This is a genomic window from Dyadobacter sp. OTU695 (genome assembly GCF_038440355.1).
In the GTDB taxonomy this organism is placed as follows: domain Bacteria; phylum Bacteroidota; class Bacteroidia; order Cytophagales; family Spirosomataceae; genus Dyadobacter.
Genome location: NZ_JASATN010000003.1, coordinates 172,482 through 198,693, shown reverse-complemented (window position 1 = coordinate 198,693; position 26,212 = coordinate 172,482). Strand labels below are relative to the sequence as shown.

The 26,212-nt window shown below is 49.9% G+C and carries 23 protein-coding genes; 12 read left to right on the top strand and 11 right to left on the bottom strand.

Annotation, left to right across the window (positions count from 1 at the left end; genetic code table 11):
• Window positions 1-2: 2 nt before the first annotated feature.
• Window positions 3-1,298, top strand: coding sequence for an MFS transporter (locus AAHB90_RS08850; RefSeq protein ID WP_342084576.1), 1,296 nt, complete (start codon window positions 3-5; stop codon window positions 1,296-1,298).
• Window positions 1,299-1,391: 93 nt separating this feature from the next.
• Entirely contained in the window at window positions 1,392-1,826 is a 435-nt protein-coding gene (locus AAHB90_RS08845; protein ID WP_342084575.1) for a DoxX family protein, read from the top strand.
• Here the strand turns inward: AAHB90_RS08845 and AAHB90_RS08840 are convergent, their stop codons facing one another.
• The 5 genes from AAHB90_RS08840 to AAHB90_RS08820 form a co-directional block, all read right to left on the bottom strand.
• The gene (locus tag AAHB90_RS08840; RefSeq protein WP_342084574.1) at window positions 1,827-2,702 is read right to left on the bottom strand and encodes an AraC family transcriptional regulator; all 876 of its coding nucleotides are present in this window, start codon (window positions 2,700-2,702) and stop codon (window positions 1,827-1,829) included.
• A 151-nt stretch (window positions 2,703-2,853) separates the two neighbouring features.
• The gene (locus AAHB90_RS08835) at window positions 2,854-3,177 is read right to left on the bottom strand and encodes an RNA polymerase sigma factor (protein WP_342084573.1); all 324 of its coding nucleotides are present in this window, start codon (window positions 3,175-3,177) and stop codon (window positions 2,854-2,856) included.
• A 31-nt stretch (window positions 3,178-3,208) separates the two neighbouring features.
• Entirely contained in the window at window positions 3,209-4,189 is a 981-nt protein-coding gene (locus AAHB90_RS08830; protein ID WP_342084572.1) for a dihydrodipicolinate synthase family protein, read from the bottom strand.
• A 68-nt stretch (window positions 4,190-4,257) separates the two neighbouring features.
• The gene (locus tag AAHB90_RS08825; protein ID WP_342084571.1) at window positions 4,258-5,838 is read right to left on the bottom strand and encodes a sodium:solute symporter; all 1,581 of its coding nucleotides are present in this window, start codon (window positions 5,836-5,838) and stop codon (window positions 4,258-4,260) included.
• A gap of 125 nt (window positions 5,839-5,963) precedes the next feature.
• Window positions 5,964-6,650 carry a TVP38/TMEM64 family protein gene (locus AAHB90_RS08820; protein WP_342084570.1) on the bottom strand — a complete coding sequence of 229 codons (687 nt, stop codon included), beginning with the start codon at window positions 6,648-6,650 and terminating at the stop codon, window positions 5,964-5,966.
• 177 nt (window positions 6,651-6,827) lie between these two features.
• On the opposite strand from AAHB90_RS08820, the gene AAHB90_RS08815 reads away from it, so the two are divergent.
• From AAHB90_RS08815 to crcB, 3 genes are all read left to right on the top strand, one after another.
• Window positions 6,828-7,973, top strand: coding sequence for a cystathionine gamma-synthase (locus tag AAHB90_RS08815; RefSeq protein WP_342084569.1), 1,146 nt, complete (start codon window positions 6,828-6,830; stop codon window positions 7,971-7,973).
• Between the two features lie 79 nt (window positions 7,974-8,052).
• Window positions 8,053-8,412: a DUF3127 domain-containing protein gene (locus tag AAHB90_RS08810; RefSeq protein ID WP_342084568.1), complete on the top strand. Its 360-nt coding sequence runs from the start codon at window positions 8,053-8,055 to the stop codon at window positions 8,410-8,412.
• A gap of 28 nt (window positions 8,413-8,440) precedes the next feature.
• The gene (gene crcB / locus AAHB90_RS08805) at window positions 8,441-8,824 is read left to right on the top strand and encodes a fluoride efflux transporter CrcB (protein ID WP_342084567.1); all 384 of its coding nucleotides are present in this window, start codon (window positions 8,441-8,443) and stop codon (window positions 8,822-8,824) included.
• Window positions 8,825-8,830: 6 nt separating this feature from the next.
• Here the strand turns inward: crcB and AAHB90_RS08800 are convergent, their stop codons facing one another.
• On the bottom strand, window positions 8,831-9,484 hold the full coding sequence (locus AAHB90_RS08800; RefSeq protein WP_342084566.1) for an AlbA family DNA-binding domain-containing protein: 654 nt from the start codon (window positions 9,482-9,484) through the stop codon (window positions 8,831-8,833).
• Window positions 9,485-9,672: 188 nt separating this feature from the next.
• A complete protein-coding gene (locus tag AAHB90_RS08795) occupies window positions 9,673-9,894 on the bottom strand; it encodes a DUF2795 domain-containing protein (protein ID WP_013927448.1) in 222 nt (73 codons plus the stop codon).
• A gap of 322 nt (window positions 9,895-10,216) precedes the next feature.
• Between AAHB90_RS08795 and AAHB90_RS08790 the strand changes: the two genes are divergently transcribed.
• From AAHB90_RS08790 to AAHB90_RS08775, 4 genes are all read left to right on the top strand, one after another.
• On the top strand, window positions 10,217-10,948 hold the full coding sequence (locus AAHB90_RS08790; RefSeq protein WP_446717892.1) for a copper homeostasis protein CutC: 732 nt from the start codon (window positions 10,217-10,219) through the stop codon (window positions 10,946-10,948).
• A gap of 37 nt (window positions 10,949-10,985) precedes the next feature.
• Entirely contained in the window at window positions 10,986-13,442 is a 2,457-nt protein-coding gene (locus AAHB90_RS08785) for a penicillin acylase family protein (protein WP_342084564.1), read from the top strand.
• A gap of 10 nt (window positions 13,443-13,452) precedes the next feature.
• On the top strand, window positions 13,453-13,818 hold the full coding sequence (locus AAHB90_RS08780) for a hypothetical protein (RefSeq protein ID WP_342084563.1): 366 nt from the start codon (window positions 13,453-13,455) through the stop codon (window positions 13,816-13,818).
• Between the two features lie 96 nt (window positions 13,819-13,914).
• Window positions 13,915-14,535, top strand: a complete 621-nt coding sequence (locus tag AAHB90_RS08775; protein WP_342084562.1) for an OmpH family outer membrane protein — start codon at window positions 13,915-13,917, stop codon at window positions 14,533-14,535.
• A gap of 75 nt (window positions 14,536-14,610) precedes the next feature.
• Here the strand turns inward: AAHB90_RS08775 and AAHB90_RS08770 are convergent, their stop codons facing one another.
• The 4 genes from AAHB90_RS08770 to AAHB90_RS08755 form a co-directional block, all read right to left on the bottom strand.
• Window positions 14,611-15,021 (bottom strand): Uma2 family endonuclease, encoded by a 411-nt coding sequence (locus tag AAHB90_RS08770; protein ID WP_342084561.1) that lies wholly within the window; start codon window positions 15,019-15,021, stop codon window positions 14,611-14,613.
• A 303-nt stretch (window positions 15,022-15,324) separates the two neighbouring features.
• Complete coding sequence (locus tag AAHB90_RS08765) at window positions 15,325-16,077, bottom strand: succinate dehydrogenase/fumarate reductase iron-sulfur subunit (RefSeq protein ID WP_342084865.1); 753 nt, start codon at window positions 16,075-16,077, stop codon at window positions 15,325-15,327.
• Window positions 16,078-16,152: 75 nt separating this feature from the next.
• Entirely contained in the window at window positions 16,153-18,141 is a 1,989-nt protein-coding gene (locus AAHB90_RS08760) for a fumarate reductase/succinate dehydrogenase flavoprotein subunit (RefSeq protein ID WP_342084560.1), read from the bottom strand.
• 48 nt (window positions 18,142-18,189) lie between these two features.
• Complete coding sequence (locus tag AAHB90_RS08755; protein ID WP_342084559.1) at window positions 18,190-18,861, bottom strand: succinate dehydrogenase cytochrome b subunit; 672 nt, start codon at window positions 18,859-18,861, stop codon at window positions 18,190-18,192.
• A gap of 290 nt (window positions 18,862-19,151) precedes the next feature.
• On the opposite strand from AAHB90_RS08755, the gene AAHB90_RS08750 reads away from it, so the two are divergent.
• From AAHB90_RS08750 to fabD, 3 genes are all read left to right on the top strand, one after another.
• Window positions 19,152-22,055, top strand: coding sequence for a gliding motility-associated C-terminal domain-containing protein (locus AAHB90_RS08750; protein WP_342084558.1), 2,904 nt, complete (start codon window positions 19,152-19,154; stop codon window positions 22,053-22,055).
• Between the two features lie 287 nt (window positions 22,056-22,342).
• Complete coding sequence (locus AAHB90_RS08745; RefSeq protein ID WP_342084557.1) at window positions 22,343-25,195, top strand: gliding motility-associated C-terminal domain-containing protein; 2,853 nt, start codon at window positions 22,343-22,345, stop codon at window positions 25,193-25,195.
• A 94-nt stretch (window positions 25,196-25,289) separates the two neighbouring features.
• The gene (gene fabD / locus AAHB90_RS08740; RefSeq protein WP_342084556.1) at window positions 25,290-26,168 is read left to right on the top strand and encodes an ACP S-malonyltransferase; all 879 of its coding nucleotides are present in this window, start codon (window positions 25,290-25,292) and stop codon (window positions 26,166-26,168) included.
• Window positions 26,169-26,212: the final 44 nt, after the last annotated feature.

The following is a 26,212-nucleotide window of genomic DNA, read 5'->3' as shown; positions in this document are numbered from 1 at the left end:
TTATGGAGCAAACTTTACACAAAGACGATACCAGCTGGCGCCTCAAAGCGATTATCGGCGGATCGGCCGGCAACCTCGTCGAGTGGTACGACTGGTACGCTTATTCGGCCTTTTCCCTCTATTTTGCCGGCACTTTCTTCCCTGATTCGAATCCTACCGTGCAGCTCATTAACACGGCCGGCATTTTCGCAGTAGGCTTCCTGATGCGGCCGATCGGCGGTTTTGTATTCGGCAAACTAGCGGATAACCGCGGACGGAAAGTGGCGATGACGATCTCCGTGCTCCTTATGTCGCTTGGCTCGCTGCTGATCGCGTTCCTACCGGGTTATAACAGCATCGGCATTGCAGCGCCAATTCTGCTACTCATTGCCCGTTTGCTGCAGGGCCTCAGCGTAGGCGGCGAATATGGCACTTCGGCCACCTACCTCAGCGAAGTGGCAACGGAAGAAAAACGCGGGTTCTTTTCCAGTTTCCAATATGTGACACTCATCGGCGGGCAGCTCATTGCATTAGGCTTACAGCTGATTTTACAAAATATCTTCCTCACCGACCAGCAAATGCACGACTGGGGCTGGCGCATTCCCTTCGTGATCGGGGCATTGCTGTCGCTCGTTGCACTATATCTCCGCGCGCATCTGAACGAGACTGAAGCCTTTCAGTCCAAAGACCTCAAAGTAAAAAAAGAAGGTTCCCTGAAAGAGCTTATGAAGCATCCGAAAGCCGTTTTGGTGGTAATAGGCCTCACTTCGGGGGGTACGCTGGCATTTTACACCTATACTACCTACATGCAGAAGTTCCTGGTCAACACGGTGGGGCTCACCAAATACCAGTCGACTATACTGACCTTTTGCTCACTATTCATATTTGCAGCATTGCAGCCAGTTTTCGGGGCACTGAGCGACCGCATCGGGCGCCGACCTTTGCTGATCGCTTTCGGGGTTTTAGGGACACTGTTCACTTATCCGTTGCTCAGCACATTGAGCCACACTACCGGAATGTGGCCTGCATTCGGCTTGCTTATGGCCGCACTGATCATCGTAAGCGGGTATACTTCTATCAATGCGGTGGTGAAGGCAGAGTTGTTTCCGGTGGAAGTGCGTGCGCTCGGCGTGGGATTGCCCTACTCGATTGCCGTAGCGGTTTTTGGCGGCACGGCCGAGTATCTGGCATTGTGGGCCAAAAACCTGGGGCATGAAACCTGGTATTACTGGTACGTGACAATCTGCATTTTCATTTCCCTGATCGTCTATATCAAAATGAGGGACACCAAGGATACTTCACTGATCGAAAAACATTGATTTTGCGCCCGTAAAGCCTTGGAAAAAAGCCGTTTTCCCTTGACATAGTCCATTCAATACTGTAACTTTCTTGAAACCAAAATTTGAGAAGTTATGAACATGATGGATCGAATCGAGCATTGGGGTGATACGCACCATCCGGCGTGGATGGACATAGTTCGTATCGCTTTGGGAGTATTTTTGTTTGCTAAGGGTATCAGCTTCATCAGCGATACTACCAAGTTGTCTCATCTGGTTACCGGCCTCGACTTTCATTTGTACACCGTCACAGCCGTTCACTACGTAGCTTTTGCACACATTTTTGGCGGGTTCCTCATTGCCATGGGATGCCTGACCAGAATCGCATCCATCATTCAGATACCGATCCTGCTTACAGCCGTGTTCTTTGTCAATATCCGGATGGGTTTTTCCTACCTCAATTCCGAACTATGGCTCTCGATGATCACGCTGATGTTGGTGATAGCGTTCTCCATTATAGGTTCCGGCAGGTTCTCGATGGATGAGTGGATGAAAAATCACGACAAATGATCAGGCCATTTCGGGTGCGGCTTTATAAAGGTATTTCCGTTTGTATTCCAAAGGCGTCATATCAGTAACTTTCTTGAAATGCCGGTAAAAATTGGATACATTATTAAAACCGCACTCGAAACAAATTACTTCCGTTGCCATTTTATCCTCGATCAGAAACCGGCAGGCCTGACTGATCCGGATCTCCACCAGAAAGTCGTTATAGGTCTTTTTGGTCATCAATTTGAAATACCTGCAAAAAGACGTAATGCCCAGATTGGCGATCGAAGCCACATCCTGCAATGATATGTCGTTGCGATAGTTGGAGAGCGTGTAGGCGTAAATCTTGTTCAGACGCAGCGTTTCGGCATCGTTGGATTTATAGAATGCATGTGCCGAAGCGATCGTCTCATATTCACTTGCCTCCGCCAGAATTTTAAGGATCGAAAGCAATGCGATCAGCCGGTCGAGATTTTCCGCGTCCACGGCTGAATGCATCAGGCGGATCACTTTTTCCCTCGCTTCGCCGCGAATCAATAAGCCTCTCTTTGCGCGTTCGTATAATTTCGGGATCTGGTAGGCTTCCGGCAGCAAAAGCAGTTCACTTCCGAGGCAGTTAGGCAAAAAGTGGATAATAATCACTTCCACGGCCATGTTACTGGCCCCTTCCTCCACCCGCCAGGTATGCGGCAGGTTCTCCCCGAGCAGGATCAGTTCACCGTCGGAAAAGTTACCGATATTGTCCCCAATGAACCTCACTCCTTTCCCCTTGACCAGATAATGCAGTTCGAGCTCGGGATGGTAATGCCAAACCGTGCCAAAGCCAGAGTCTTTGTCATGACGGATACTGAACGAAGTCCTTGACGGAATAGGGACCTTATGAAAATGCGGTTTCATTTTAAATCAATGCCGACAGAGTTTAGGTTGGCTGCCATTGCTCAATTTAAAAGAATTTTTTTTAATAATCCATCCTGTTCAGTCGACAATATGCTAAAAAAATACTATTAAATAGCGTAATACTAATATTACTCACCGCTGGTTGCGTTGATTAGCTGGCGCGAAACGACTGAATACGTTCAAGGTATTGCTTGCGTGCTGCGGGTTCGTTGTACTTTTTCATTTCTCCAAAAATCTGCTCTTTCAGGCTGCTGAACAGGTAAGACTGAAAATTGGGCTCGGTTCGCAAGTCCAACCGCTCGTTCCAAATCTTGTTGAAAACAGAATTAATGACATTCTCCGCTTCTGTCTCGTCTTTCAGGAGAACGGAACAAAATTTAAATGCAGGGACATGAAAATACGAACGGAGTTGTGTAAATGCTGCCTCGTCACCCTCGGTTACCCGGTCCAAAATTTGCTGGTTAGGAAAAATCATAGTTCAAAGATTAGGGTTTGATCCGGTTGGGTTATTTCAATGGTACTTCAAGGGTCTTCCTAAATACACTGGCGATCCCAAGCTCCGTCTGTATCCGATCCACATCTTCCAGCAGCTGGTCCGCACGCTCCTGCAAGTTGCCCGTAAGCTCGCCCACCTCGCGACGCGTGTAGGTGGAAATAGGAAAACCTCTTTTTTGCAAACAATACTTTGCGATAATCGGATAGGCCGAATGCACTATGTCCATCGAGTCCACGAAGAATTTTTGCAGCAGCTTTACTTCCTCCTGCCGTTCCACATTGTTGTAATTTTCACAAATCCAGACGATCAGTTCAGGGTAAATGTTTCCCTGAATACATGACAACCCGGCGGCACCCGCGTTAAGCGAAGCAACGGCATTCACCATGTAGGCGTCGTACAGCCCGAAACGGTAGCCTTCGGCCACTTGGATTCTACGGACAACTTCCTCAATGTCGAGGCAGGTATCTTTGTGATAAATAATGCGGTTCGAAGGCAGCAATTCGGCCAGTACTTCACTGCTGATCAACCTTTTATAAGGAACAGGGCATTCATAGAAACCCAATGGAATGTCCTCTGTGAGACTGATCAGTTCTTTGGTACGCCGGATAAATATTTCATCCGAATCGTCCTCTTCTGCCAGCAATCCGGTAATTACAATCACCGCCTGCACACCGGTATCATATATACGTTTCACGAATTGCGCCTGCTCCACGACTGGCCCTCCGAAGGTCCCTGTCGCCACCACAGGTACCCGTCCCGCCGTATGCGCGACCACCGTTTTTGTTACTTTCAGCCGCTCTTCTGCCGACAACTCGTACATTTCGCTTGAAAGACAGTTGGCAAAGAGCCCTGCGGCACCAGCTTCGAGGTACAAGTCGGTCAAAGCTTTTAATCCATCGTAATCCACTTCCCCGCTTTCAAGGAAAGGTGTGAGCATGACGGGAATGAAGCCTTGCGGCAACGACACGGAAGAAGACGTTACAGATGACATCGTGTTTGCTTTAATATGTGTATGAGAAAAGTCTGCTAAAACCGGCTCGCGGCCGGGCCTATGGTTACTTAACCGTGCAAAAGCACATCTTTTTCAACCGGTTCCTTGCGCCTCAGCCTGGTAAGCAGCACGCCGGCTAAAAAGATCGTCAGTGTTCCTACCACCATGATCATATTTTGGTGGAGCGGGTTTCGCAAATGTGAATAGGCGTCGGGCAGTTGCGTCGAGAATGTCATCCAAATGATCACTACGATCCCGATAATGGTTGCCGTAAGCGCCTCGGTGTTTCTTGTACTTTTCGAGATAATACCCAGCAGGAACAACCCGAGCATTCCGCCGGCAAAAATCCCTGAGAGCATCCACCACACATCCAGCACGCTTTTTACGCCGATCATTGCGATGCCGGTAATCATACCCAGCAATCCGAAAACGGTGGTTGCAATGTAAAGCAGGCGAAGCGATTGCTGCGATGTCAAATCGGATTTGATATATTTTTGATAAATATCCACAGAAAATACCGTCGCCGAAGCGTTCATTCCCGAGCTGATTGTGCTCATCGCAGCCGACATGATCGCGGCAATGATTAATCCGAGCAAGCCAACCGGCACTTTGTTGACCATAAAATGCGGCATTACCTTGTCGCCATAATCGGCGGGTGTGAGCGTTGCAGCGAGGTTAGCGACGGCGTCGGCAGTCCCGCCCGGCAGCTTTTCGGCCGCTACCTGCATTTTAATGGTTTGCAAAAGGTCCGGATTACCCTGATAGTAGGCAAAAAGGCAGGTGCCTAATAAGAAGAATATCAGCGACACCGGCACGTACAGGTACACGCAAAGCCATACCGAACCCGCCGCTTCTTTCGCCGAGGAGGTGGTGTGGTACCGCTGCACGTAGTTCTGATCCATGCCAAAATTGTTCAGGTTCATAAAAAACCCGTAAAGCAAAATCACCCAGAATGAGGCCGTCGTAAAATCCGGCGCCAGCGTACCCAGGCTGAACTTATCGTTCGCTTTGCCAATCTCGATAATGCTCGGCATCCCGCCCGATACCCCCACCACAACCAGGTAAAGTATCACGAGTGCGCCAATGGTTTTGATCACTCCCTGCACGACTTCCGTCCAGATCACCGCTTCCATACCTCCCATTACCGTGTACAAAACGATGCAAATCCCCACCACGATCATGATCGTCGACATCGGGTAGCCCGTCAGCGCTTGCAGGCTCAATGCGATTCCAAAGAAAATAGATCCCATGCGCGCCAGCTGGGTCAGAAGGAAGCAAATCACGGCATATGTGCGCGCCCAAGCCCCGAAACGGTGTTCCAAGTGCGTATAAGCCGAAACTTCGCCCGTGCCACGGTAAAAAGGTATGAAAAACTTGGTCGCCACCCAGGCCGCAAACGGCATCGACAAGCTGAATACAAAAGAACTCCAGTTGCTTCCGAATGCCTTGCCCGGCACGCCAAGGAAAGTATTGCTGCTCAAAAACGTCGCATAAATTGAAATACCGATCGCCCAGCCCGGAATGCGTCCCGAAGCCTTGGTGAATTGCTCGGCATTGGTATTTTTTCTTGAAAAGTATACCCCTACGGCAACCATGCCTATCAGGTAGGCAATCACAATGATGAGATCAATGACGGGTAAGGATTTCATTCTACTTTTCGGGTATTTATAACTTTACCACAAAGAAACAGGATGAAGCCGATGAGTTTGTAGCGTTTTGTAGCGTATTATTGTACGATATTATCAAAGGAGCATTAGTCCGTGAAAAAATCGCCCTATGATTCTACTATGCTTCTGTCTTTGAAGAAATATCCTATCCCCGCGGTAGATATCACAATGAGCGCTATCAGCACAATTTTCGTAGCTAATCCTTCATTCGGATGTTCGAGCAAATAGCGGATATCCTGCGCTTCCTTGCCTGCCCACACAGCCAGTAATGTCCTCGGGATCATACCCAGTGTCCCTCCCGTGAGTACCTGTTTGAAACGTGCACCGGCCATAGCGAAAAACAGGTTGGTGATTGCGAAGGGCAAGACGGGAGATAGTTTTGCAAAAAATATCAGCCTTAACTCGTTCTTATAAAACCGCCGCAGCAACGAGCCGACCTGTGGATAGACCTGGATCAGGTAGTTTCGCACGGACGCCGCGTGCAGAAAATGCGCGGAGACGTATATGATGGATATAGCACCGATATTCAACGCGAAAAGCATCGGAAGCGACGACCAGCCGAGGAAGTAACCGTAGACCAATGCCAGAAATGTAGGAGGTGTCAACGCAGCGGAGGAAGCCAGCGTGAGGATGAATGTTACACCGAGCCACCATTCCACAGGCAACTCGCGAAGTATTTTTTCATGATTGATAGCCCAGGCTGTTAGGATAGAGGTCGTCACCAATGGTACGATCGTCATCAATATGCTTACGACGACCGGAAGTGAAAATCTTTTTGGTGTTGACGTTTCCAAGGCTAATCGGCTTTACTTTTTCTAAATGGATAACCAGTTGTTTTGGCAAAAGGTTTTTGTGAACTTGCTTTTCTACATTAATATTTGCCACCAAGACACAACCGCCGCGGACAATGAATAAACGCTAAGTTACATTCGTGATAATTCGTGTCTTCGTGGCAATTTCAACAGCTGAAAATGAAATTCGGAACCAAAGCCATACACGCCGGCGTCGAGCCGGACCCCACTACCGGCGCTATCATGACGCCGATTTACCAGACATCCACCTACGTCCAGGAAAGCCCTGGCAAGCACAAAGGCTACGAATATGCCCGAAGCAGCAACCCCACAAGAACCGCGTTACAAACGGCCCTCGCCGCATTGGAAAACGGTAAACACGGTATTTGCTACGCCTCCGGCCTCGCCGCAACCGATGCCGTTTTGAAGCTTTTTAAACCTGGCGACGAGATCATCGCGCCCAGCGACATTTATGGCGGCACCTACCGGCTTATGAAACGCATTTTCGAGCCTTTGGGATTAGTTTTCAAGTTTGTAGATATCGGAGAAATCGAGCGAATCGACCAGTTGCTTTCGGAAAAAACGCGGATGGTGTGGCTGGAAACACCTACAAACCCATTACTGAAAATCATAGATATTGAAAGCGTTGCCCGCGTTTGCAAAGGACGCAATATCGTAACCTGCGTCGACAACACGTTTGCTTCGCCATATCTTCAAAATCCGCTGGACCTCGGCGCGGACATCGTCATGCATTCCGTAACCAAATACCTCGGTGGCCATTCCGACACGGTGATGGGCGCGTTAATAACCAGTAATGACGAGCTGACCAGTCAGTTAAAGTTTATTCAGAATGCCTCCGGAGCAGTACCCGGCCCGCAAGATTGCTTTTTGGTCCTGAGAGGCATTAAAACGCTGCATATAAGGATGCAGCGCCATTGCGAGAACGCCGGGCAGGTGGCCGTGTGGCTGGCCGCTCACCCCAAAGTCGGGAAAGTATATTACCCCGGCCTGCCCGACCATCCCGGCCACGCATTAGCGGGAAAACAAATGCGCGGCTTTGGCGGGGTTGTGTCTTTTGAATTGAAAGACGATAGTTATGAAAAAGCCGTTCGTACAATGGAAAATCTGCGGGTATTCGCATTGGGCGAATCGCTGGGCGGTGTCGAATCGCTTTGTACGCATCCGGCAAGCATGTCCCATGGCGGAATGCCGCGTGAAGAACGCCTTAAAATTGGCCTGAAGGACACCTTGATACGGCTCAGCGTAGGCATCGAGGATGTAGAAGATATTATCGCCGACCTCAACCAGGCGATCGGTACCGATTAGCATTCAGCATTGCAATCGACAACCAAAACCCTTACTTTTGGAACCATTTTTGAAAGAGACACTAAAACATATCTAATCAATGGAAGTATCAGGAACTGTCATTGCTTTGCTGCCGGAAGTTACAGGCCAGGGAAAAAACGGGATGTGGCGCAAACAGGAATTTATTCTTGAAATACCCTCACAATATCCTAAAAAAGTATGCATTTCATTGTGGGGCGACAAGATCGACCAGTCGAACCTGCAAGTAAACGACTCGGTCACCGCTTCCATAGACGTGGAAAGCCGCGAGTACAACTCTCGCTGGTACACAGAGGTACGTGCGTGGAAAGTGGAAAAAGCGGGAGCAACCAGTGGCGGCGCATCCTATAATGCAGGTGGCAACCCGGTTCCACCGGTGACAACCTTCACCGAAGACGAGTCGGACGACCTGCCGTTCTGATATCCGTTAAATATACGAGCGAGCCGCTATGAACAACCTGATCATCGTTTTTATAGGAGGCGGATTAGGCAGTCTGTCACGGTATGCGATTGGAAGGGCATTCACATTATGGCCGTCAGTTTTCCCATTCGGAACGCTGACGGCCAATATTTTGGCCTGCCTTATCCTGGGTACTTTCGGCGGATGGGCTGCATTCAAATCCGCCGATATGGTGGCAGCCTTACGGCTATTTATCGTAGTTGGCTTCTGCGGTGGTTTCAGCACTTTTTCGAGTTTCAGCAATGAAACCATCCAACTCTTCCTCAACGACCGCTGGCCCGAAGCCGCTCTCAACATTACAATCAGTATAACAGCCTGCTTCGCAGCTACATTTCTGGGAATGTGGCTGGGAAAAACCTTTCTGGCAATATAACTCCGGTTAATTCGACTGATAAGCCATCGACATCGTGAACTTGTCGATCATTTCTTGCGGATGGACGTCCAGTATCCTCGCCAGCACCATCACAACCAGCGTGTTAGAAGCAATTTTACGGGGTATTCCCGCAAATGTCGCAAAAAGGTCCACGGTGACCGATTCCTTCTCGTCGAGCAGCTTCATCAGTTTTTCCTCTTTGTCTCCATACTTAAAACTGATATCCCGCTCGTCGCGGCCCCGGCGCATGATTTCCTTCATTTCGCGGCTTGCCTGGATCGATTTGTCGTCCACACGAATGTACGCCTGGCGCGCACCCGTGTCGTCCACCACATAATGCGGCTTATCGACGCTCCGCGGGATCGTCAGCACGAGCACATCGCGGTCGGGCGTGATGGCCACGCGTTCCTTTTTGTAACTGATTTTGGGATAAATGTACTTGTCGATGGCGCGCGAGAGGGTGTATTCATCCTCATCGGCATCTTTAAGACCCTTGATAGTCTTATCGTCACCCACTCCGACCATCAGCTTACCGCCCCCTGAATTTGCGAAGGCAACCACTTCGCGGACGATCTTCTCGGGGTGATTGGATTTCAGTTTGAATTCCAGATGTTCCCCCTCACCTTTCTTAACCAGCTCTTTCAACAATCGAAGCTCCATCGGGTTGGAATGGATAAATGTATGAGTTATGACTAAATCACTTTCGGTAACTTACCTCGTCCTCCTCATTTGTTAACGCTAACAATATACATTCCTTTTGTCAGATTTAAAAAATTATGGCGAGCGAGTGACGTAAAAAAGCGGACCATATATCATAAAAAAACGGCACCGATAGAGTGCCGTTTTCGCTAGTATTCGTCTTCGTTGAAAAAGAAATCGTCTTTGGTGGGATAGTCGGGCCAAATCTCTTCAATGCTTTCATAGGGCTGACCATCATCTTCAAGCTCCTGAAGGTTTTCAACTACTTCTAACGGAGCGCCTGTTCTGATTGCAAAGTCAATTAGCTCGTCTTTGGTAGCTGGCCAGGGAGCATCTTCAAGGTACGATGCGAGTTCGAGAGTCCAGTACATAATATTTTCGCCTATTAATGGTTACTTTACTTTTTTGCAAAAGTAAAAAATTTGATATCTTTTAAAAGCTTAAAGTGAAAAAAAAGAAAAATAATTACCGGGTTACAAATTTTATTTTCGGCCACCAATTAATGATTTGAATATCAATAAATTAAATATTTCATTGCCTTAAAAGAACTTGTGCGTCGATGAAACAGGCAATACCGCTAATGGCGTGTTTGGCTGACTCTGATTTACACAATATCTATGCCCGCACTTTTTCCATTCGGCTCTTCTTTCCCGAAAAACCCTTAATTTCCCTCACCATTACAAATACCATATGATGACTATTGAAATTTGCGCTTATTCGCTGGAATCCTGTATCAATGCACAGGCCGGCGGGGCGGGCAGGATTGAACTATGCGGCGGCCTCGGCGAAGGCGGTACTACTCCCAGCGCCGGGCTGGTTGAAATCGTACGAAAAAACGTCGATATACCTTTATATGTGATGATCAGGCCGCGGGGAGGTGATTTTGTGTATGACTTTTTTGAAGAAGAAATCATGCGAAAAGATATCGATCTCGCCAAAAAGCTGGGGGCAAATGGCGTCGTGTTCGGCATTCTTACCGCAGACGGCAACGTAGATGTGGCACGCACGAAGGCCCTTGTCGATTACGCTGCTCCGTTAAAAGTCACTTTCCACCGTGCATTCGACCTGACACCCGACCCGATGAAGGCGCTCAAAGATGTGATCGCAACAGGCGCCGAACGGATTCTTACATCCGGCCAGAAACCATCGGCCATTCAGGCGACGGAACTGCTGGGCAAGCTTGCCAAAGAAGCAAACGGGAGGATCGAAATCATGGCAGGCGGCGGGGTAAACCATCAAAACGCAGCTGAATTAAAGAGTGCCGGCGTGCATTCGCTGCATTTGACCGCTAAAAAATTCCGGCCTGCAAGGCAAAAGTTTTTCCCCGACGGCATTTCGATGGCCGGAGAAATTCCCGATGAAAAATCGGTCATGTATTCAGACCTGGAACTGATCGAGGCGATGGTGCAAGCAATTTCCGAATAATGCCTTTTTCCTGTACAAGCACGTCAATATCCTCTCTATGAAGTTCGTAAAGGCAATTTTGTTTATCGCTATCACAGCCGGGCTGGTTTATGTGCTCGATAAGCCGTGGGCACCTGCACCTGCACTCGGGCCATTCCTGAGCCCTTTTTGCGGGTTATGGCAGAACAGTGAAAAGGTTATCGACCCCAAAACACGGGTAACCCTGCAACTGGACAGCCTGCATGACGAGGTAACGATCCGCTTCGACGACTCCGGCGTGCCGCATATTTTTGCCAAAAACGACTTCGACCTCTTTTACGCGCAAGGCTACATTACCGCCAAAGATCGGTTGTGGCAAATGGACCTGCAAACTCGTGCCGCAGCGGGGAGGCTTTCCGAAATACTGGGCCCGGCTACGCTGGCACTGGATCAGCAGAGCCGCCGGCTGGGAATGGGTTATGGCGCAGAAGCCAACCTGAAAATGGCTATGACCGATCCGCGCTCACGGGAAGCATTGCTGGGCTACACGGCCGGTGTAAATGCCTTTATCCGCCAACTGGCCCCGAAGGATTATCCCATCGAATTCAAACTCCTAGGATACCAGCCCGAGCCCTGGAAGCCGATCAATACCATGTATATGCTGGAACAGATGACGCTCACGCTTGCGGGGCGGTCCAATGAGCTGGCCATGACGAATGCATTGAAAAAATATGGACAGGAAACCATCGCCCAGCTCTTCCCCGATTATCCGATGTTGCAGGAAAGCCCTATTATCCCTTCCGGGACAACCTGGGATTTCGCTAAGCTTCCGATTCCGAAGGCCGTTCCGCCGATGATACCGGGCGATAGCATTGCATTGTTGTCCAAACCAATGACCGCATTGCCCGAAAGAGGCCCTAAGGAAGAAGGCATTGGTAGTAACAACTGGGCGGTGAGCGCAGAGAAATCCATTACGGGCTACCCTATTCTCGCCAACGACCCTCACCTGGAACTGTCGCTGCCGTCGATCTGGTACCAGGTGCAGTTGCATGCGCCGGATGTGAATGTGTACGGCGTGTCGCTGCCGGGTATCCCGAGTGTTATTATCGGTTTCAATGAGCGTGTCGCATGGGGTGTTACCAATGTGGACGCAGATGTTTTTGATTTGTATAAAATCAAATTTAAAAACGAATACAGGAATTTCTACTGGCATGATAATCAATGGAAACCTACCCATAAGCGGGAGGAAATTATCCATGTCAAGGGTCAGTTGAAGCCCTATCGCGAGCAGATCATTTACACCCACCACGGGCCAGTGACCGATTCGGACGGGACATTTGGCGATTTGCCCAACCTGGCGATCAAATGGATCGGCCATGAGCCGGGAAACAGCTTTATTACCTTTTACGAGCTTAACAAGGCCAAAACTTACGATGATTACCGGAAGGCTTTAACGCATTACGTCGGACCGGCGCAAAACTTCGTATTTGCGGATAATGAGAAGAACATCGCCATTACCGTTAATGGCAAGATTCCTTTGAAATACGAGGAACAAGGCAAGTTCGTGCTGGATGGCTCATCCCGCGCCGACGACTGGAACGGCTGGATTCCCTCAGAGCAGAACCCTTTTGTAAAAAATCCGCCGAGAGGATTTGTGAGCAGCGCTAACCAATCGTCCGCCGATACGACCTATCCATATTATATCAACTGGAGTTTCGCACCCTCCGAGCGCGCGATCCGCATCAACGAGCGCCTGCAGGCGATGACGAACGCCAATGCGGACAGTCTCAGAATGTTGCAGAACGACAATTTCAGTGTCCTTGCGCGCACGTTGCTGCCTAAGCTCCTGAACATTCTCGAAACACGGTCGTTGACGCCCAAACAGAAGGCTGCCCATATTTTGCTCTCGAATTGGAATTACCAGAATGCCCCCGAATCTGTCGCGGCATCGATATTCGAAACCTGGTATCCGCTGTTAGGCCAGGCCATCTGGAACGACGACTTCTCGTCTCCCGATAGCCCGATGGAATATCCATCCCGCGACCGGACGCTTTACCTGATTTTGAAGCAGCCGAATGAAAAATGGTTCGATAATGTCAACACCCCCGAAAAAGAGACGTTGCCCGACCTCGTTTACCAAAGTTTCAACGCCTCGCTCGACACACTTGCTGCCCACAAAGGCGCTATGAGCCCCGAGTGGCAATGGTCGAAGGTGAAAGCGGCGGAGATCAGGCATTTGAGCCGGAGTATCAAGCCATTTAATGCGCCGCCGCTGGTAACAGGCGGGGGTAGCAGCATTGTCAATGCGATGACCAAACGTAAAGGGCCCTCGTGGCGAATGGTCGTCGAACTCGGCCCTACGCCCCGGGCTTATGGCATTTATCCCGGAGGACAGTCGGGCAACCCCGGGAGTCCCTATTATCTCAACCTGTTGAAAAAATGGGAGAAAGGCGAGCTCAACGAGCTGATCTACCTTAACTCTCCGGATCAGAAAGTGCCGCATCTGGCGTCCAGTCTTGTATTGCAAAAACGTTAACCCCGAACGCATGAACTTCTTCCTCATAGCCATTTTATCGGCGATCCTGCAAATCTTTACTCCGTGGTGGGTGATTGGTATCGTACCGTTCGTGATCCTTTTCTGGCGGCCCGCTACGTCGTCAGGGGCTTTCTGGACAGGCTTCGGCGGCATTGCCGTACCCTGGCTGCTTTATGGGTACTACCAGCATTTCATCTCCGATGGCGCCATGTCCGACCGCGTAGCAAAGATATTTATGTTGCCCAACGGCATTCTGCTATTGCTCGTAACGACCGTCATTGGGGGCCTTTTAGGTGGTTTTTCGGGCGCCGCGGGGCACTGGGTACGGCAGATATTCCGTAAACATCCGGTGCCGCTTTCAACACACAGCTCGTAAAAGCTGCGACCTGGCTCGCCGGAGGTAGTTATTCATTGTACTTAAACACAAATCATTATCTTTGCGGCTCGTTCAAAACAACCAAACCTTAAAAACGTGAACAACAATACTTCATTGATCTGGAACGTCGTCCTTTCGCTTGCTGTGGCGGTGTTATTCTTCCTTCATTTTTCGAGCAAATCGTCAGACACAGGTGCAGCCGCAGATGGTGCAGTAGTGGCAGGCCGCCGTACTGTTTACGTTCAGGTGGATTCACTTCTGAAAAACTACGACTTCTTCAAGGATACCAGAAAAGAGCTTGAAAACAAGAATTTCCAGCTTGAAAACGAGCTGACAACCAAAGGACGCTCTTTGCAAAATGAAGTTGCCTTTTTTCAGCAGAAAGCACAAACCATGACTCCCGAGCAAGCTCGCTCCACAGAAGCCCAGCTTATGAAAAAGCAGCAGGACCTGATGGCTTACCGCGACCAGTCGGCGCAGGCATTAGGCCAGGAAGAGGCTAAAAAGAACGAAGAGCTGTACAAAAATATCCGTGCCTATATCGAGAAATACAACAAGGAAAACGGCTACGAATATGTACTGGGCTACTCCCTGGGCGGCGGTATCCTGTTCGCCAATCCATCTCTGGACGTAACCCAGAAGATCATCGACGGTTTGAACAAAGAATATAAAAACGCTGGCAAACCTGCTGCGGCTGATACTACCAAGAAGAAGTAATTTTCTGAGAATATCCTGATAAAAAAGCGAAGCAGACGGTCGGATGATCGTCTGCTTCGCTTTTTTAAGGTAAAATCAATATGAAATTTTCAGTTTACTTAAATCGAACTGAAATCCCGGCAGCACATTTTCTCCTGATAGTTGCTGGTCAAAACTATTGAAAATCTCAACATCTGCGTCAGCACGATAAATGAACACCATTTCCTCAAACGGATCAATGAGCCAAGCCAACTTGCAACCATTTCCAATCCATTCCGTTTGCATTTTCTTCTGAATAGTTTTCAAATCATCATTCGCCGAGAGCAATTCTACAACGAAATCAGGACATACTGGTGGGAATTTTATTTTTTCCGCCTTTGTCAAACGCCCCCAGCGTTCTGCTGATACCCAAGCAACGTCAGGGGGCCTGACGGAAGTATTCGGAAGTCTAAACGCGGTAGAAGAATCAAACACAAACCCTAACGTCGTGGAAAGATCCCAATGCATTAATCAATAGTTAATGATTGAATTTAACATCCCCGTAGCTCCACCAGTATTCGACATAATATAGATCGTTCCTTCGCTATCCCTCTCTATTTTGAGTTGATCGTTCTCCCTGCAAAACTCGTAGAATTCATCGTCGTCCAGACGCAGGGGCTTATATCTCAATTCTATTGTATCCATGTTGTTGTTTCCTCGCCTAATGCAATATAAACATTTTGAAACATTAACAGATTCAAGTCCTACCCCTCAAAACAAAAACAGGGCAACCGGAAAACCGGCTGCCCTGCATTACTGCATCAATATATCCTAAACCGCCGAAGACGTGAACTTCGCGCCGATGTACTCGCGGTTCATGCGGGCGATGTTTTCGAGGCTGATTTCTTTCGGGCATTCTGCCGAGCAGGCGCCGGTGTTGGTGCAGGCTCCGAAACCTTCTGCGTCCATTTGTGCAACCATTTTCTCGGCACGGATGCTGCGTTCTGCCTGTCCCTGCGGCAACAACGCCAGCTGGGAGATTTTTGCAGATACGAAAAGCATTGCAGAGGCATTTTTACAAGCCGCTACACAAGCACCGCAACCGATACATGCTGCCGCCGCAAATGCGTCGTCTGCAGCTTCTTTGGGGATGGGCAGGGCGTTCGCATCTTGCGCATTACCCGTATTGACAGAAACGAAACCACCGGCAGAAATCACGCGGTCGAATGCGTCGCGGTCTACCACGAGGTCTTTAATTACCGGAAACGCCTGCGCTCTCCATGGTTCTACTACAATGGTATCCCCGTCGTTGAACGAGCGCATGTGCAGCTGGCAGGTTGTTACACCCCGCAGCGGCCCGTGCGGACGGCCATTAATGTACATCGAACAGGCTCCGCAGATACCTTCACGACAGTCGTGGTCGAACGATACAGGCTCCTTTCCCTCCTCGATGAGTTGCTCATTCAAGACATCGAACATTTCAAGAAATGACATATCAGGAGAGACGTGATCCAACTTATAGTTTTCAAAGCCTCCTGCTGCATCTTTATTGCTTTGTCTCCATACTTTCAGAGACAAACTCATATTTCCTTCCATACCTATATTCTTTATATCTGATTCAACTTTTAAGCGTGGCACAAATCCGTGCCACCGGGGATTTTATTTATAGCTTCTCTGAGCGATCTTGATGTTTTCGTAAACAAGCTCTTCCTTGTGAAGCTCCCAATTCTCGGGCCCTTTGTGCTCCCAGGCCGAGACATACATGTAATTTTCATCGTCACGCAATGCTTCCCCTTCCTCGGTCTGATATTCTTCCCGGAAGTGGCCTCCGCATGATTCGTTACGGTCCAAAGCATCGATACACATCAGCTCGCCAAGTTCAATAAAGTCCGCCACGCGGTTGGCCTTATCAAGTTCAGGGTTGAAATAGCTGGCATTACCCATTACTTTCACATCCGACCAGAAATCTCTTCTCAGTTGACGAATTTCCTCGATCGCCTGTTTCAAACCTTCTGCATTACGCGCCATACCGCATTTGTCCCACATGATCTTGCCCAAACGGCGGTGGAACAGCTCAGGAGAAGTTTTTCCCTGAATTTTCAGCAATGTTTCAATGCGGTCCCTTACTTCTGCTTCCGCTTTTACAAATGCTTCATGATCTGTGGAGATCTTTCCCGTGCGGATTTCGCTCGCCAGGTAGGCACCGATCGTGTATGGGATCACGAAATAACCGTCGGCAAGTCCCTGCATCAGTGCCGAAGCGCCGAGGCGGTTCGCGCCGTGGTCGGAGAAGTTAGCCTCTCCCAGCGAATACAAGCCGGGAACGGTGGTCATCAGGTTATAGTCAACCCAAAGGCCGCCCATGGTGTAGTGCACCGCAGGATAGATACGCATAGGCACCTCGTAGGGGTCTTCCCCGGTGATTTGCTTATACATATCGAACAGGTTACCATATTTTTCTTTCACAACAGCCTTACCCCATGTGATAATGTCGGCATCGGATGCATTGTGAATGTTGTTCTTGTTAGCTTCCGCACGTCCGTAACGCTCTACCGCCGCAGCGAAATCGAGGTAAACAGCCAGTTTGGAAGTTCCTACGCCATAACCGGCATCGCAACGCTCTTTTGCGGCGCGCGACGCGATATCACGCGGTACGAGGTTACCGAACGCAGGGTAACGGCGCTCGAGGTAGTAATCACGCTCCTCTTCCGGGATCTCGTTGCCCGGACGGTTGTCGTTTTGTTTTTTAGGAACCCAGATACGTCCGTCGTTACGAAGCGACTCAGACATCAGGGTCAGTTTCGACTGGTGCTCGCCGGAAACCGGGATACAGGTCGGGTGAATTTGGGTAAAACAAGGGTTGCCGAAGAATGCACCTCGTTTATGCGCTTTCCATGCCGCTGTAACATTGCTACCCATGGCATTGGTAGAAAGGTAGAATACGTTTCCGTAACCGCCTGTACAAAGCAATACTGCGTGGCCCGCGTGCCTCTCTAGCTCTCCCGTGATGAGGTTACGGGCGATGATACCGCGACACTTGCCATCGATATTCACGATGTCGAGCATTTCGTGGCGGTTGTACATTTTCACTGTACCCATCCCTACCTGGCGCTGCAAGCCGGAATAGGCTCCGAGCAACAACTGCTGGCCGGTCTGACCCGCTGCGTAGAAAGTACGCTGTACCTGCGTTCCACCGAATGAGCGGTTGGAAAGCAAACCACCGTATTCACGCGCGAAAGGCACACCTGCCGCTACGCACTGGTCGATAATGTTCCCCGAAACTTCGGCGAGGCGGTGTACATTCGCTTCACGCGCACGGTAGTCGCCACCTTTAATGGTATCATAAAAAAGACGGTAAACCGAGTCACCGTCATTCTGATAGTTTTTTGCTGCATTGATCCCTCCTTGTGCAGCAATCGAGTGCGCACGGCGTGGGGAATCCTGGAAACAGAATGCTTTTACTTTATAACCGAGCTCCGCGAGGGTTGCAGCGGCAGAAGCACCGGCAAGTCCGGTCCCTACGACAATGATCTCGAGATTACGTTTGTTCGCAGGGTTAACCAGCGGCACGGAAGAGCGGTATTTGCTCCATTTACTTTCGAGTGGTCCTTGTGGTATTTTGGCATCCAGACGAGATGAAGTTGCCATATATCAAATATTATTTAATCGAAAATTTAGAAATGAGACGCTTTCGGATTACTTGACCCAGCCGAGGTAAATGGAGATCGGCATTAATGCAAAGAGGATCGGCACAATGATCGAAAATGCGGTTCCTACGAACGAGATCAGGCCGTTGTACTTAACGTGGTTGAGGCCCAGCGATTGGAATGCACTTTTGAAACCGTGCAACAAATGCCAGAAAAGGGAAATGCAGCCCAGTACATAGATCAACACGACAACCGGATTCTGGAAAGTGTCGAGCATCATTTGGTAAAGGTTCAGCTCTTCGCCGGTCGCAAACTGGTTGGAGCGGTTAGGAATCCAGAAATGCGAAGTGTGGATCACGAGGAAGATCAAAAGCAATGTCCCGAGCAAGCCCATGCTGCGCGAGTACCAGGTGCTGTTCGCCGACGCATTGTTGACGGCATATCTAATCGGGCGGGCATCGCGGTTGTTTTTCCAGAGGATCAGGCCATCGGCGATATGGATGATAAAGCCCGCAACGAGGCCGATTTCAAGCGTACGTATAATCGGGTTGGTACCCATGAAGTGCCCCCAGTGGGAAAAAGTCTCTCCGCCATCATTATAGAAAATCATGGCATTGATAGTGGCATGAATGACCAGAAAGCTAATCAAAAAAAGTCCGGTAAGAGCCATCAGAAGTTTTTTACCGATAGAGCTCGTTAACGTTTGTGAAAACCACGACATAATCAAAAACGAATGGTTTTAGTACAAAAAAATGAGGTATATTTAGAACCTTTCAAAGGTATATCACAAACGTATGCGAGGCAAAAAATCCCTTTCATTTTTGCCACCCCCCTGTTTATTTATAATCATTATTAAGAATTATTTAGACTGATTAGGCTTTGTAAAAGCAAGCTGCTCAGTGCGAAGGGATCAGGGCTGCATCTCCTACTATTTTGTAACCGCACAGCACACATTTTTAAACAGGTGTTTCGTTCAGTTGTTACATACCCGGACGACTAACGAACCGACCCATGCTCAGACCTCTATCTTGCCTGACCCTGCTTGTTCTTCTATTGCTAACCTTACCGTTCAGCGAGGTTTTCGCAACACACTTCCGGGCCGGGGAAATCACGGCGAGAAGGCTCTCGCTCAGCACCGATACGTATGAAATCAAACTGACGGGGTATTTCGACGAACTCGATGGAAAACAGGCGGCCGACGGCCAGAATTCTGTCATTTTTAAAATTGGCAATGCACTGGGCACCGGGAATCCGTTTCTCCTTGAAGCCCCCAGGCGCTCAAGAAATAACATCGGCAACAACACTTCGCAAAACGTTTATACTGCCATACACACTTTCCCGGGCGCCGGGGCCTACCGGATTTCCATGGAAGTAGATGCGCGAAACAACGGTATCCTGAATATTGGGCCCAAACCTACCGACGATCTTAATTTCTACCTGAGCACGATCCTTGAAATCAATTCCACCTACGGGATGAACCGGACGCCAGTCCTCCGGAATGCACCCATTGACCTGGCAGCGGTGGGACAGCGGTATATTCATAACCCTGCCGCTTTCGACGCCGATGGCGACAGCATTGCTTACCGCATGTTCACACCCCAGAAAGGTGGCCCCAACGGCGTGGGTGTCAACCTCGAATATGAGGACCCGAATCTCACCACCCCCCCAGGCCAGACTGAAACCGGCGCTTCGCCAGCCACATTCAGCCTGAACCGCGTAACCGGCGACCTAATCTGGGATGCCCCTGTAACCAAAGGGTATTATAATGTTGCGTTTGTCGTAGAGGAATGGCGCGACGGCGCGTTAATCGGGCAGATCGTCCGGGATATGCAGATCATCGTCGAGGATGTGCGCAATGATCGCCCTGTGGTGCCTCGAATACAGGACATTTGCGTGGAGGCCGGCACGCTCATTAACCAGAAAGTAACAGCGACCGATAAAAACGGCGACAAGGTCACTCTCACATCGGCAAGCGGTGTCTACGATGCGTCGCTGATCAAACCGGCAATCGCTAATTTCACCGTCGCCAACCAGGGCGCACAGGGAAGCGTTACCGGTACATTCGTTTGGCAGACCTCCTGCGACCATATCCGGTTCGAACCATACAACGTACTTTTCAAAGTGGAAGACGGCCCACCGCCGACATACCCGAATCCCTCGCTGTTCCGAAAACTGGCAGATATGACCACCTGGAATATCCGCATTTACGGGCCAAAGCCGACGGGTTTGCGGGGCGCTGCCGTCACCGACCCTACCGGCACCGCATACAGGCTTACCTGGGATGCTTACAAATGCCAGGTTGCAGGTGCAAAAATTGCCATTTACCGCGCCGAGCACTGCACCGATATTCCTGAAGACGTTTGTATAACAGGCATTCCGGCCGGCTCGGGTTATGAAGAAATCGGACGAGTGGATATAAATCAGACCACATTTCTCGACAATAATGGCGGCGAAGGCCTCCGCCCCGGGGTTTCGTATTCCTACCGGATTGTGGCGTTGTTCCCGAGACCCGGCGCAAGCCCAAGCGAAACTGGATATCTCATCGGTGGCGGTAAGAGCGTGGCCTCCGCAGAGTACTGCCTGAATTTGCCAGTCATGATGCCGGTGATCACGAATGTGACGGTCGATTCTACCAGCACGACCAAAGGCGTTATCACCGTTAAATGGATAAGACCGGCCGCAGCGGCAGGACTACCGGCTCAGTACCGGCTGTTCAGGGCGACCGGGCAGCAAGGTACCGCATTCTCACAAATCGCGACCATTAATACTAACCTCACACCCGGCGCAGCGGACACTGTTTTTGTAGATAGAAACCTGAATACCGAGGCCAATGCCTACAACTACAAACTCGAATATTACACGACCCAAAATGGCCAGCTGACCAAATTCGATGAGACCGAAACTGCAAGTTCTGTCAGGCTGGAACAGGACGCAGCCCTGCCCGACCAGATCGGGTTGAAATGGACAGCGCTCGTGCCATGGGATAACCGCAACCGGGTTCACAGAGTATACCGCGAGGATAAAACAAAGCCGGGGACATTCAACCGCATTGCCGAAGTAGCTGTTGGGCCAACGCAGGCATTCACCTACCTGGACGATGGTAAAGATAAATATGCGGCAGATGGCACGGTCAATGTGACCATTGTGAAAGACGCTGTTTATTGCTATAAAGTGGAAACGGTGGGTTCGTACAACAACAGCCAGATCAAGCCTTCTGTACTCTATAATTTTTCTCAAATTCTTTGTACATCGTCATCGGATACCATCAGGCCATGCCCGCCGGTCCTTAGCCTCGACCCGCTGAATTGTGATTCGCTCAGAAAACATCCGGAAGCTTTTTGTACTACCGTAGGTTTCACCAATCACCTGAGCTGGGAATATCCCCAGCAGGCCGATGGACGCGAGTGCGACCCGTTGGTGACCGCGTACAGGGTATATTATGCGAGATATGAAGGCGATACCCCGGCTTTAATCGCCACTGTAACCACGCCGCCTTCGCCGCTGCAAACCGCTTACGACCATAACGGGCTGACATCCTTTGCCGGCTGCTATTATATTACGGCCGTCAACCGCTTCGGAAGCGAAAGCGCGCCCAGCAATACAGTCTGCCGCGACAACTGCCCGATGTACGTTTTACCTAACGTATTCACACCTAACGGAGATTCCAAAAACGATGTGTTTCAGCCCTATGAATGCCCCGCATTCGTACAATCGCTGGAATTCAAGGTTTTCAACCGCTGGGGTGCCGAAGTGTTTTCTTCCAAAGACGTCAATATCAACTGGGACGGTAAAACCAATGGCGGTAAAGAGCTGTCGGCAGGGCAATATTATTATGAAGTAACTATCAATTTCGAGTCATTTAAAAAAGAAGGTGCGGAGACTACTATGAAAGGTTGGGTGCAATTGCTGAGATAGCAATGTAAAATCACATCAGAGCGCTATTTGTGCTGCTTGGGGACTTTGTGGCAATTCATATATGATTTATAAAGTTGTTTTGTAAGTTTACAAACCGACATATTATATTCATTCCCAAAGCACACATTTTTACTTGAATTTTCGTTGATTTAACGTACCTGACAGGAGATATGGCGCCTGCCGTTACCTCCCTATCATTATTAGCTCGACACAGATCTATGCGCTCTGCTTTACGAATCCCATTATATTTTTTCTTCCTGGCCTTACTGTGTAACGGATTTCAGGCGATGGCCACACACATACGTGCGGGTGAAATCACTGCCCGGAGGCTTACTCCCGCCAACTCAGATGTCCATACCTACGAGATAAAACTCACCGCATATTTCGATATGCAGAATGGCGAGGGTGCTGCCAATGCCCAAAACAGCGTGTTTTTCACAATCGGCCCTGTTAATCCTGGCCCGAATGCCAACTTTGATGTTAGGGAAGCTCCACGTATTCAGCCCATTCCCAACATTGGCAACAACACAACACAGAACACCTACATCATCAATTACACCTTCCGCTCCTCAGGCTTGTACCGCATTTCCTTCGAAGAGGACAACCGGAACAATAACGTACTCAACATTGGCCCTCCGCCCACACAGAACCTGAACTTCTATGTAAGTACCATACTCGAAATCAATTCCAATTTCGGGAAGAACCAGACGCCCGTCCTGCTCAACGCGCCGATCGACGTGGCGGCGGTAGGGCAACGATACATTCACAACCCCGGTGCATTTGATGCGGACGGTGATAGTCTTGCTTACCGTTTATTCGTACCACAGAGAAGCGGTGTGAATGGCTCGGGGATTAATTTGCAGTACAAAGATCCTAATATGGTGACGCCTCCCGGAAGTACGGAAGCAGGTGGTTCACCCGCTACTTTTAGTATGAACAGGATCACCGGTGACCTGATCTGGGACGCGCCCGTCACGAAAGGATATTATAACGTCGCATTTGTCGTCGAGGAGTGGCGCGACGGTGTGATCATAGGGCAGATAGTCCGGGATATGCAGATTATTGTCGAGGACGCCCGCAACGACAGGCCGGTGATAAAGCCGATACCCGATATTTGCGTTGAAGCAGGGACGTTGATCAACCAACCCGTTACAGCTACCGACAAGAATGGCGACAAGCTCACGCTCACATCGTCTGGCGGTGTCTATGACGCATCGCTCATCCCTCCGCCCATTGCCAAGTTTACCGTGGCGCAACAGGGTTCTCAAAGTACTGTTAATGGTTTGTTCACATGGCAGACTTCCTGTGCGCACATCCGTCTGGAGCCTTACGATGTTCTTTTCAAAGTCGAAGATGCTCCCGGTCCCAATGTGCCAAACCCCTCGCTTTTCAGGAAACTGGTCGATATGACTACGGTCAATATTAAAGTTTACGGACCAAAACCGACGGGTTTGAAGACGACAGCCGTGAGTGATCCTACCGGGACTGCCTACCGCCTCAACTGGGACGCGTATAAATGCCAGGTCGCAGGCGCCCGGATGGCTATTTACCGTGCGGAGAAATGTACGGATATTTCGGAAGATGTCTGCCGGCCGGGCATCCCCGCCGGAAGCGGTTATCAGGAAATCGGAAGGGTGGATATAAACCAGACTACATTTCTCGATAATAATGGCGGCGAAGGCCTTCGTCCGGGTGTTTCGTACTCCTACCGCATCGTAGCACTGTTCCCAAGACCCGGCGCAAGCCCTGGTGACCCTGGTTATCTGATTGGCGGTGGCGAAAGCCTTGCCTCGGCTGAGTCTTGTCTTAATCTTCCATTGGTTATGCCGGTGATCACCAATGTTACCGTCGATTCCACCAGCACTACCAAAGGCGTTATCACTGTTAAATGGATCAGACCAGCGGCAGCGGCTGGGTTACCGGCTCAATACCGCCTTTTCAGAGCTACCGGGCAGAATGGTACCGCATTTACACAGATCGCAGCCATTAATACCAATCTCACAGCAGGAGCTCCTGACACCCTGTTCGTGGACAGAAACCTGAATACCGAGGTCAACGCCTATAACTACAAACTCGAATATTACACTACCCAAAACGGGCAGCTGACCAAGTTCGACGAAACGGAAACAGCCAGCTCGGTAAGGCTTGAACAGGCAGCCGCACAGTCGAATCAGGTGGGTTTGAAATGGACGGCTCTCGTTCCCTGGGACAATGGCAACCGTGTGCACCGCGTGTACCGAGAGGACAAAACAAAACCGGGGACTTTCAACCGCATTGCGGAAGTATCAGTGCAGGGGCCGCAAACATTCACCTACGTTGATGACGGTACTGATAAATATGCCGCGGACGGAACAGTCAATGTGACTATCGTGAAGGATTCAACCTATTGTTATAAAGTGGAAACAGTCGGTTCGTACAACAACAGCCAGATCAAACCATCTGTTTTGTACAACTTCTCGCAGATACTTTGTATTTCATCTTCCGACACCACCAAACCTTGCCCGCCGGTACTGAGCCTCGATCCACTCAATTGCGACTCGCTCAGAGCACATCCGGAAGCGTTTTGCACAACTGCCGGTTTTACCAACCACCTGTCATGGGAATATCCCGCCCAGGTAGACGGCCGCGAATGCGACCCGCTGGTGACTGCCTACAAGGTATATTATGCAAGATATGAAGGTGATGCGCCGACCCTGATCGCCACGGTAACGACGCCGCCTTCGCCGCTGCAAACCAGCTTTAACCACGAGGGGCTCGCGTCGTTTGCGGGTTGCTATTTTGTAACGGCCGTCAACCGTTTTGGCAGTGAAAGCGCGCCAAGCAACACGGTGTGCCGCGACAACTGCCCGATGTACGTATTGCCCAACGTGTTCACGCCAAACGGCGATTCCAAGAACGATGTATTCCAACCTTATGAATGCCCCGCATTTGTACAATCGCTGGAATTCAAGGTTTTCAACCGCTGGGGTGCGCAGGTATTCTCGACCAAAGACGTGAACATCAACTGGGACGGTAAAACCAATGGCGGAAAAGAGCTGGCAGCGGGACAGTATTATTACGAAGTGACCATCTATTTTGAATCTTCCAAAAAACAGAGCACGCCTGTTTCGATGAAAGGCTGGGTACAGCTTCTCAGATAGTTTGCCTTTTTTCTTTCACATTCAAGTATTTCCTTTGTAGCCCGGTTTTGTACCGGGCTTTTTGTTTCATCATGAATAACCTTAAATCATCCATATGAAAACGGCATATGTTTTCCCTGGTCAGGGCTCGCAGTTCAAAGGAATGGGTCTGGACCTTTACCAGAGCTCCGATTCCGCCAAGGCATTGTTTGAAAAAGCCAACGAGATCCTCGGTTTCGAGATCACGAAGATCATGTTTGAAGGCACGGACGAGGAGCTGAAACAGACCAACGTGACCCAACCCGCAATATTTATCCATTCTGTGATCCTCGCGAAGATCTCTCCGGATTTCTCACCGAACATGGTAGCGGGCCATTCGCTCGGTGAATTCTCGGCTTTGGTGGCGGCCGGCGCGCTTTCCTTCGAAGATGGCCTTTCACTCGTGGCAAAAAGGGCCGCGGCTATGCAGAAAGCCTGCGAGATCCGCCCTTCTACGATGGCTGCCATCCTTGGCCTCGCCGACAATGTGATCGAAGAGATCTGCGCTGGCATTACCGACGAAATCGTAGTACCTGCGAACTACAACTGCCCGGGACAAGTGGTTATTTCCGGAACAATCGAAGGCGTAGAGCGCGCCAACGAACTTCTGAAAGCCGCGGGAGCGAAACGCGCACTGGTGTTACCCGTGGGAGGTGCATTCCACTCGCCATTGATGGAGCCCGCGCGTGAAGAGCTCGCAGCGGCTATCCATGCGGCACAGTTCGAACAGCCGATCTGCCCCGTTTATCAGAATGTGAATGCAAAACCGGCCACGGAAGTAGCCGTTATCAAAGAAAATCTTATTTCCCAGCTCACAGCTCCGGTAAGGTGGACGCAGTCTGTTGAGCAAATGGTAGCCGACGGTGCAGAAATCTTTATCGAATCGGGACCGGGCAAAGTTTTGCAAGGCCTTGTAAAAAAGATCGCTAGCAATGTTGAGCTAAAAAGTATTTAATTTTTTTCTTGAAATACTTGACACGTTACCCGACTACCATTACT

Excerpts from the sequence above, each read along its gene's own strand:
- AAHB90_RS08850 (WP_342084576.1), top strand. The coding sequence starts at position 3 with ATGGAGCAAACTTTACACAAAGACGATACCAGCTGGCGCCTCAAAGCG.
- AAHB90_RS08845 (WP_342084575.1), top strand. The coding sequence starts at position 1,392 with ATGAACATGATGGATCGAATCGAGCATTGGGGTGATACGCACCATCCG.
- AAHB90_RS08840 (WP_342084574.1), bottom strand. The coding sequence starts at position 2,702 with ATGAAACCGCATTTTCATAAGGTCCCTATTCCGTCAAGGACTTCGTTC.
- AAHB90_RS08835 (WP_342084573.1), bottom strand. The coding sequence starts at position 3,177 with ATGATTTTTCCTAACCAGCAAATTTTGGACCGGGTAACCGAGGGTGAC.
- AAHB90_RS08830 (WP_342084572.1), bottom strand. The coding sequence starts at position 4,189 with ATGTCATCTGTAACGTCTTCTTCCGTGTCGTTGCCGCAAGGCTTCATT.
- AAHB90_RS08825 (WP_342084571.1), bottom strand. The coding sequence starts at position 5,838 with ATGAAATCCTTACCCGTCATTGATCTCATCATTGTGATTGCCTACCTG.
- AAHB90_RS08815 (WP_342084569.1), top strand. The coding sequence starts at position 6,828 with ATGAAATTCGGAACCAAAGCCATACACGCCGGCGTCGAGCCGGACCCC.
- AAHB90_RS08810 (WP_342084568.1), top strand. The coding sequence starts at position 8,053 with ATGGAAGTATCAGGAACTGTCATTGCTTTGCTGCCGGAAGTTACAGGC.
- crcB (WP_342084567.1), top strand. The coding sequence starts at position 8,441 with ATGAACAACCTGATCATCGTTTTTATAGGAGGCGGATTAGGCAGTCTG.
- AAHB90_RS08800 (WP_342084566.1), bottom strand. The coding sequence starts at position 9,484 with ATGGAGCTTCGATTGTTGAAAGAGCTGGTTAAGAAAGGTGAGGGGGAA.
- AAHB90_RS08795 (WP_013927448.1), bottom strand. The coding sequence starts at position 9,894 with ATGTACTGGACTCTCGAACTCGCATCGTACCTTGAAGATGCTCCCTGG.
- AAHB90_RS08790 (WP_446717892.1), top strand. The coding sequence starts at position 10,217 with ATGACTATTGAAATTTGCGCTTATTCGCTGGAATCCTGTATCAATGCA.
- AAHB90_RS08785 (WP_342084564.1), top strand. The coding sequence starts at position 10,986 with ATGAAGTTCGTAAAGGCAATTTTGTTTATCGCTATCACAGCCGGGCTG.
- AAHB90_RS08780 (WP_342084563.1), top strand. The coding sequence starts at position 13,453 with ATGAACTTCTTCCTCATAGCCATTTTATCGGCGATCCTGCAAATCTTT.
- AAHB90_RS08770 (WP_342084561.1), bottom strand. The coding sequence starts at position 15,021 with ATGCATTGGGATCTTTCCACGACGTTAGGGTTTGTGTTTGATTCTTCT.
- AAHB90_RS08765 (WP_342084865.1), bottom strand. The coding sequence starts at position 16,077 with ATGAGTTTGTCTCTGAAAGTATGGAGACAAAGCAATAAAGATGCAGCA.
- AAHB90_RS08760 (WP_342084560.1), bottom strand. The coding sequence starts at position 18,141 with ATGGCAACTTCATCTCGTCTGGATGCCAAAATACCACAAGGACCACTC.
- AAHB90_RS08755 (WP_342084559.1), bottom strand. The coding sequence starts at position 18,861 with ATGTCGTGGTTTTCACAAACGTTAACGAGCTCTATCGGTAAAAAACTT.
- AAHB90_RS08750 (WP_342084558.1), top strand. The coding sequence starts at position 19,152 with ATGCTCAGACCTCTATCTTGCCTGACCCTGCTTGTTCTTCTATTGCTA.
- AAHB90_RS08745 (WP_342084557.1), top strand. The coding sequence starts at position 22,343 with ATGGCCACACACATACGTGCGGGTGAAATCACTGCCCGGAGGCTTACT.
- fabD (WP_342084556.1), top strand. The coding sequence starts at position 25,290 with ATGAAAACGGCATATGTTTTCCCTGGTCAGGGCTCGCAGTTCAAAGGA.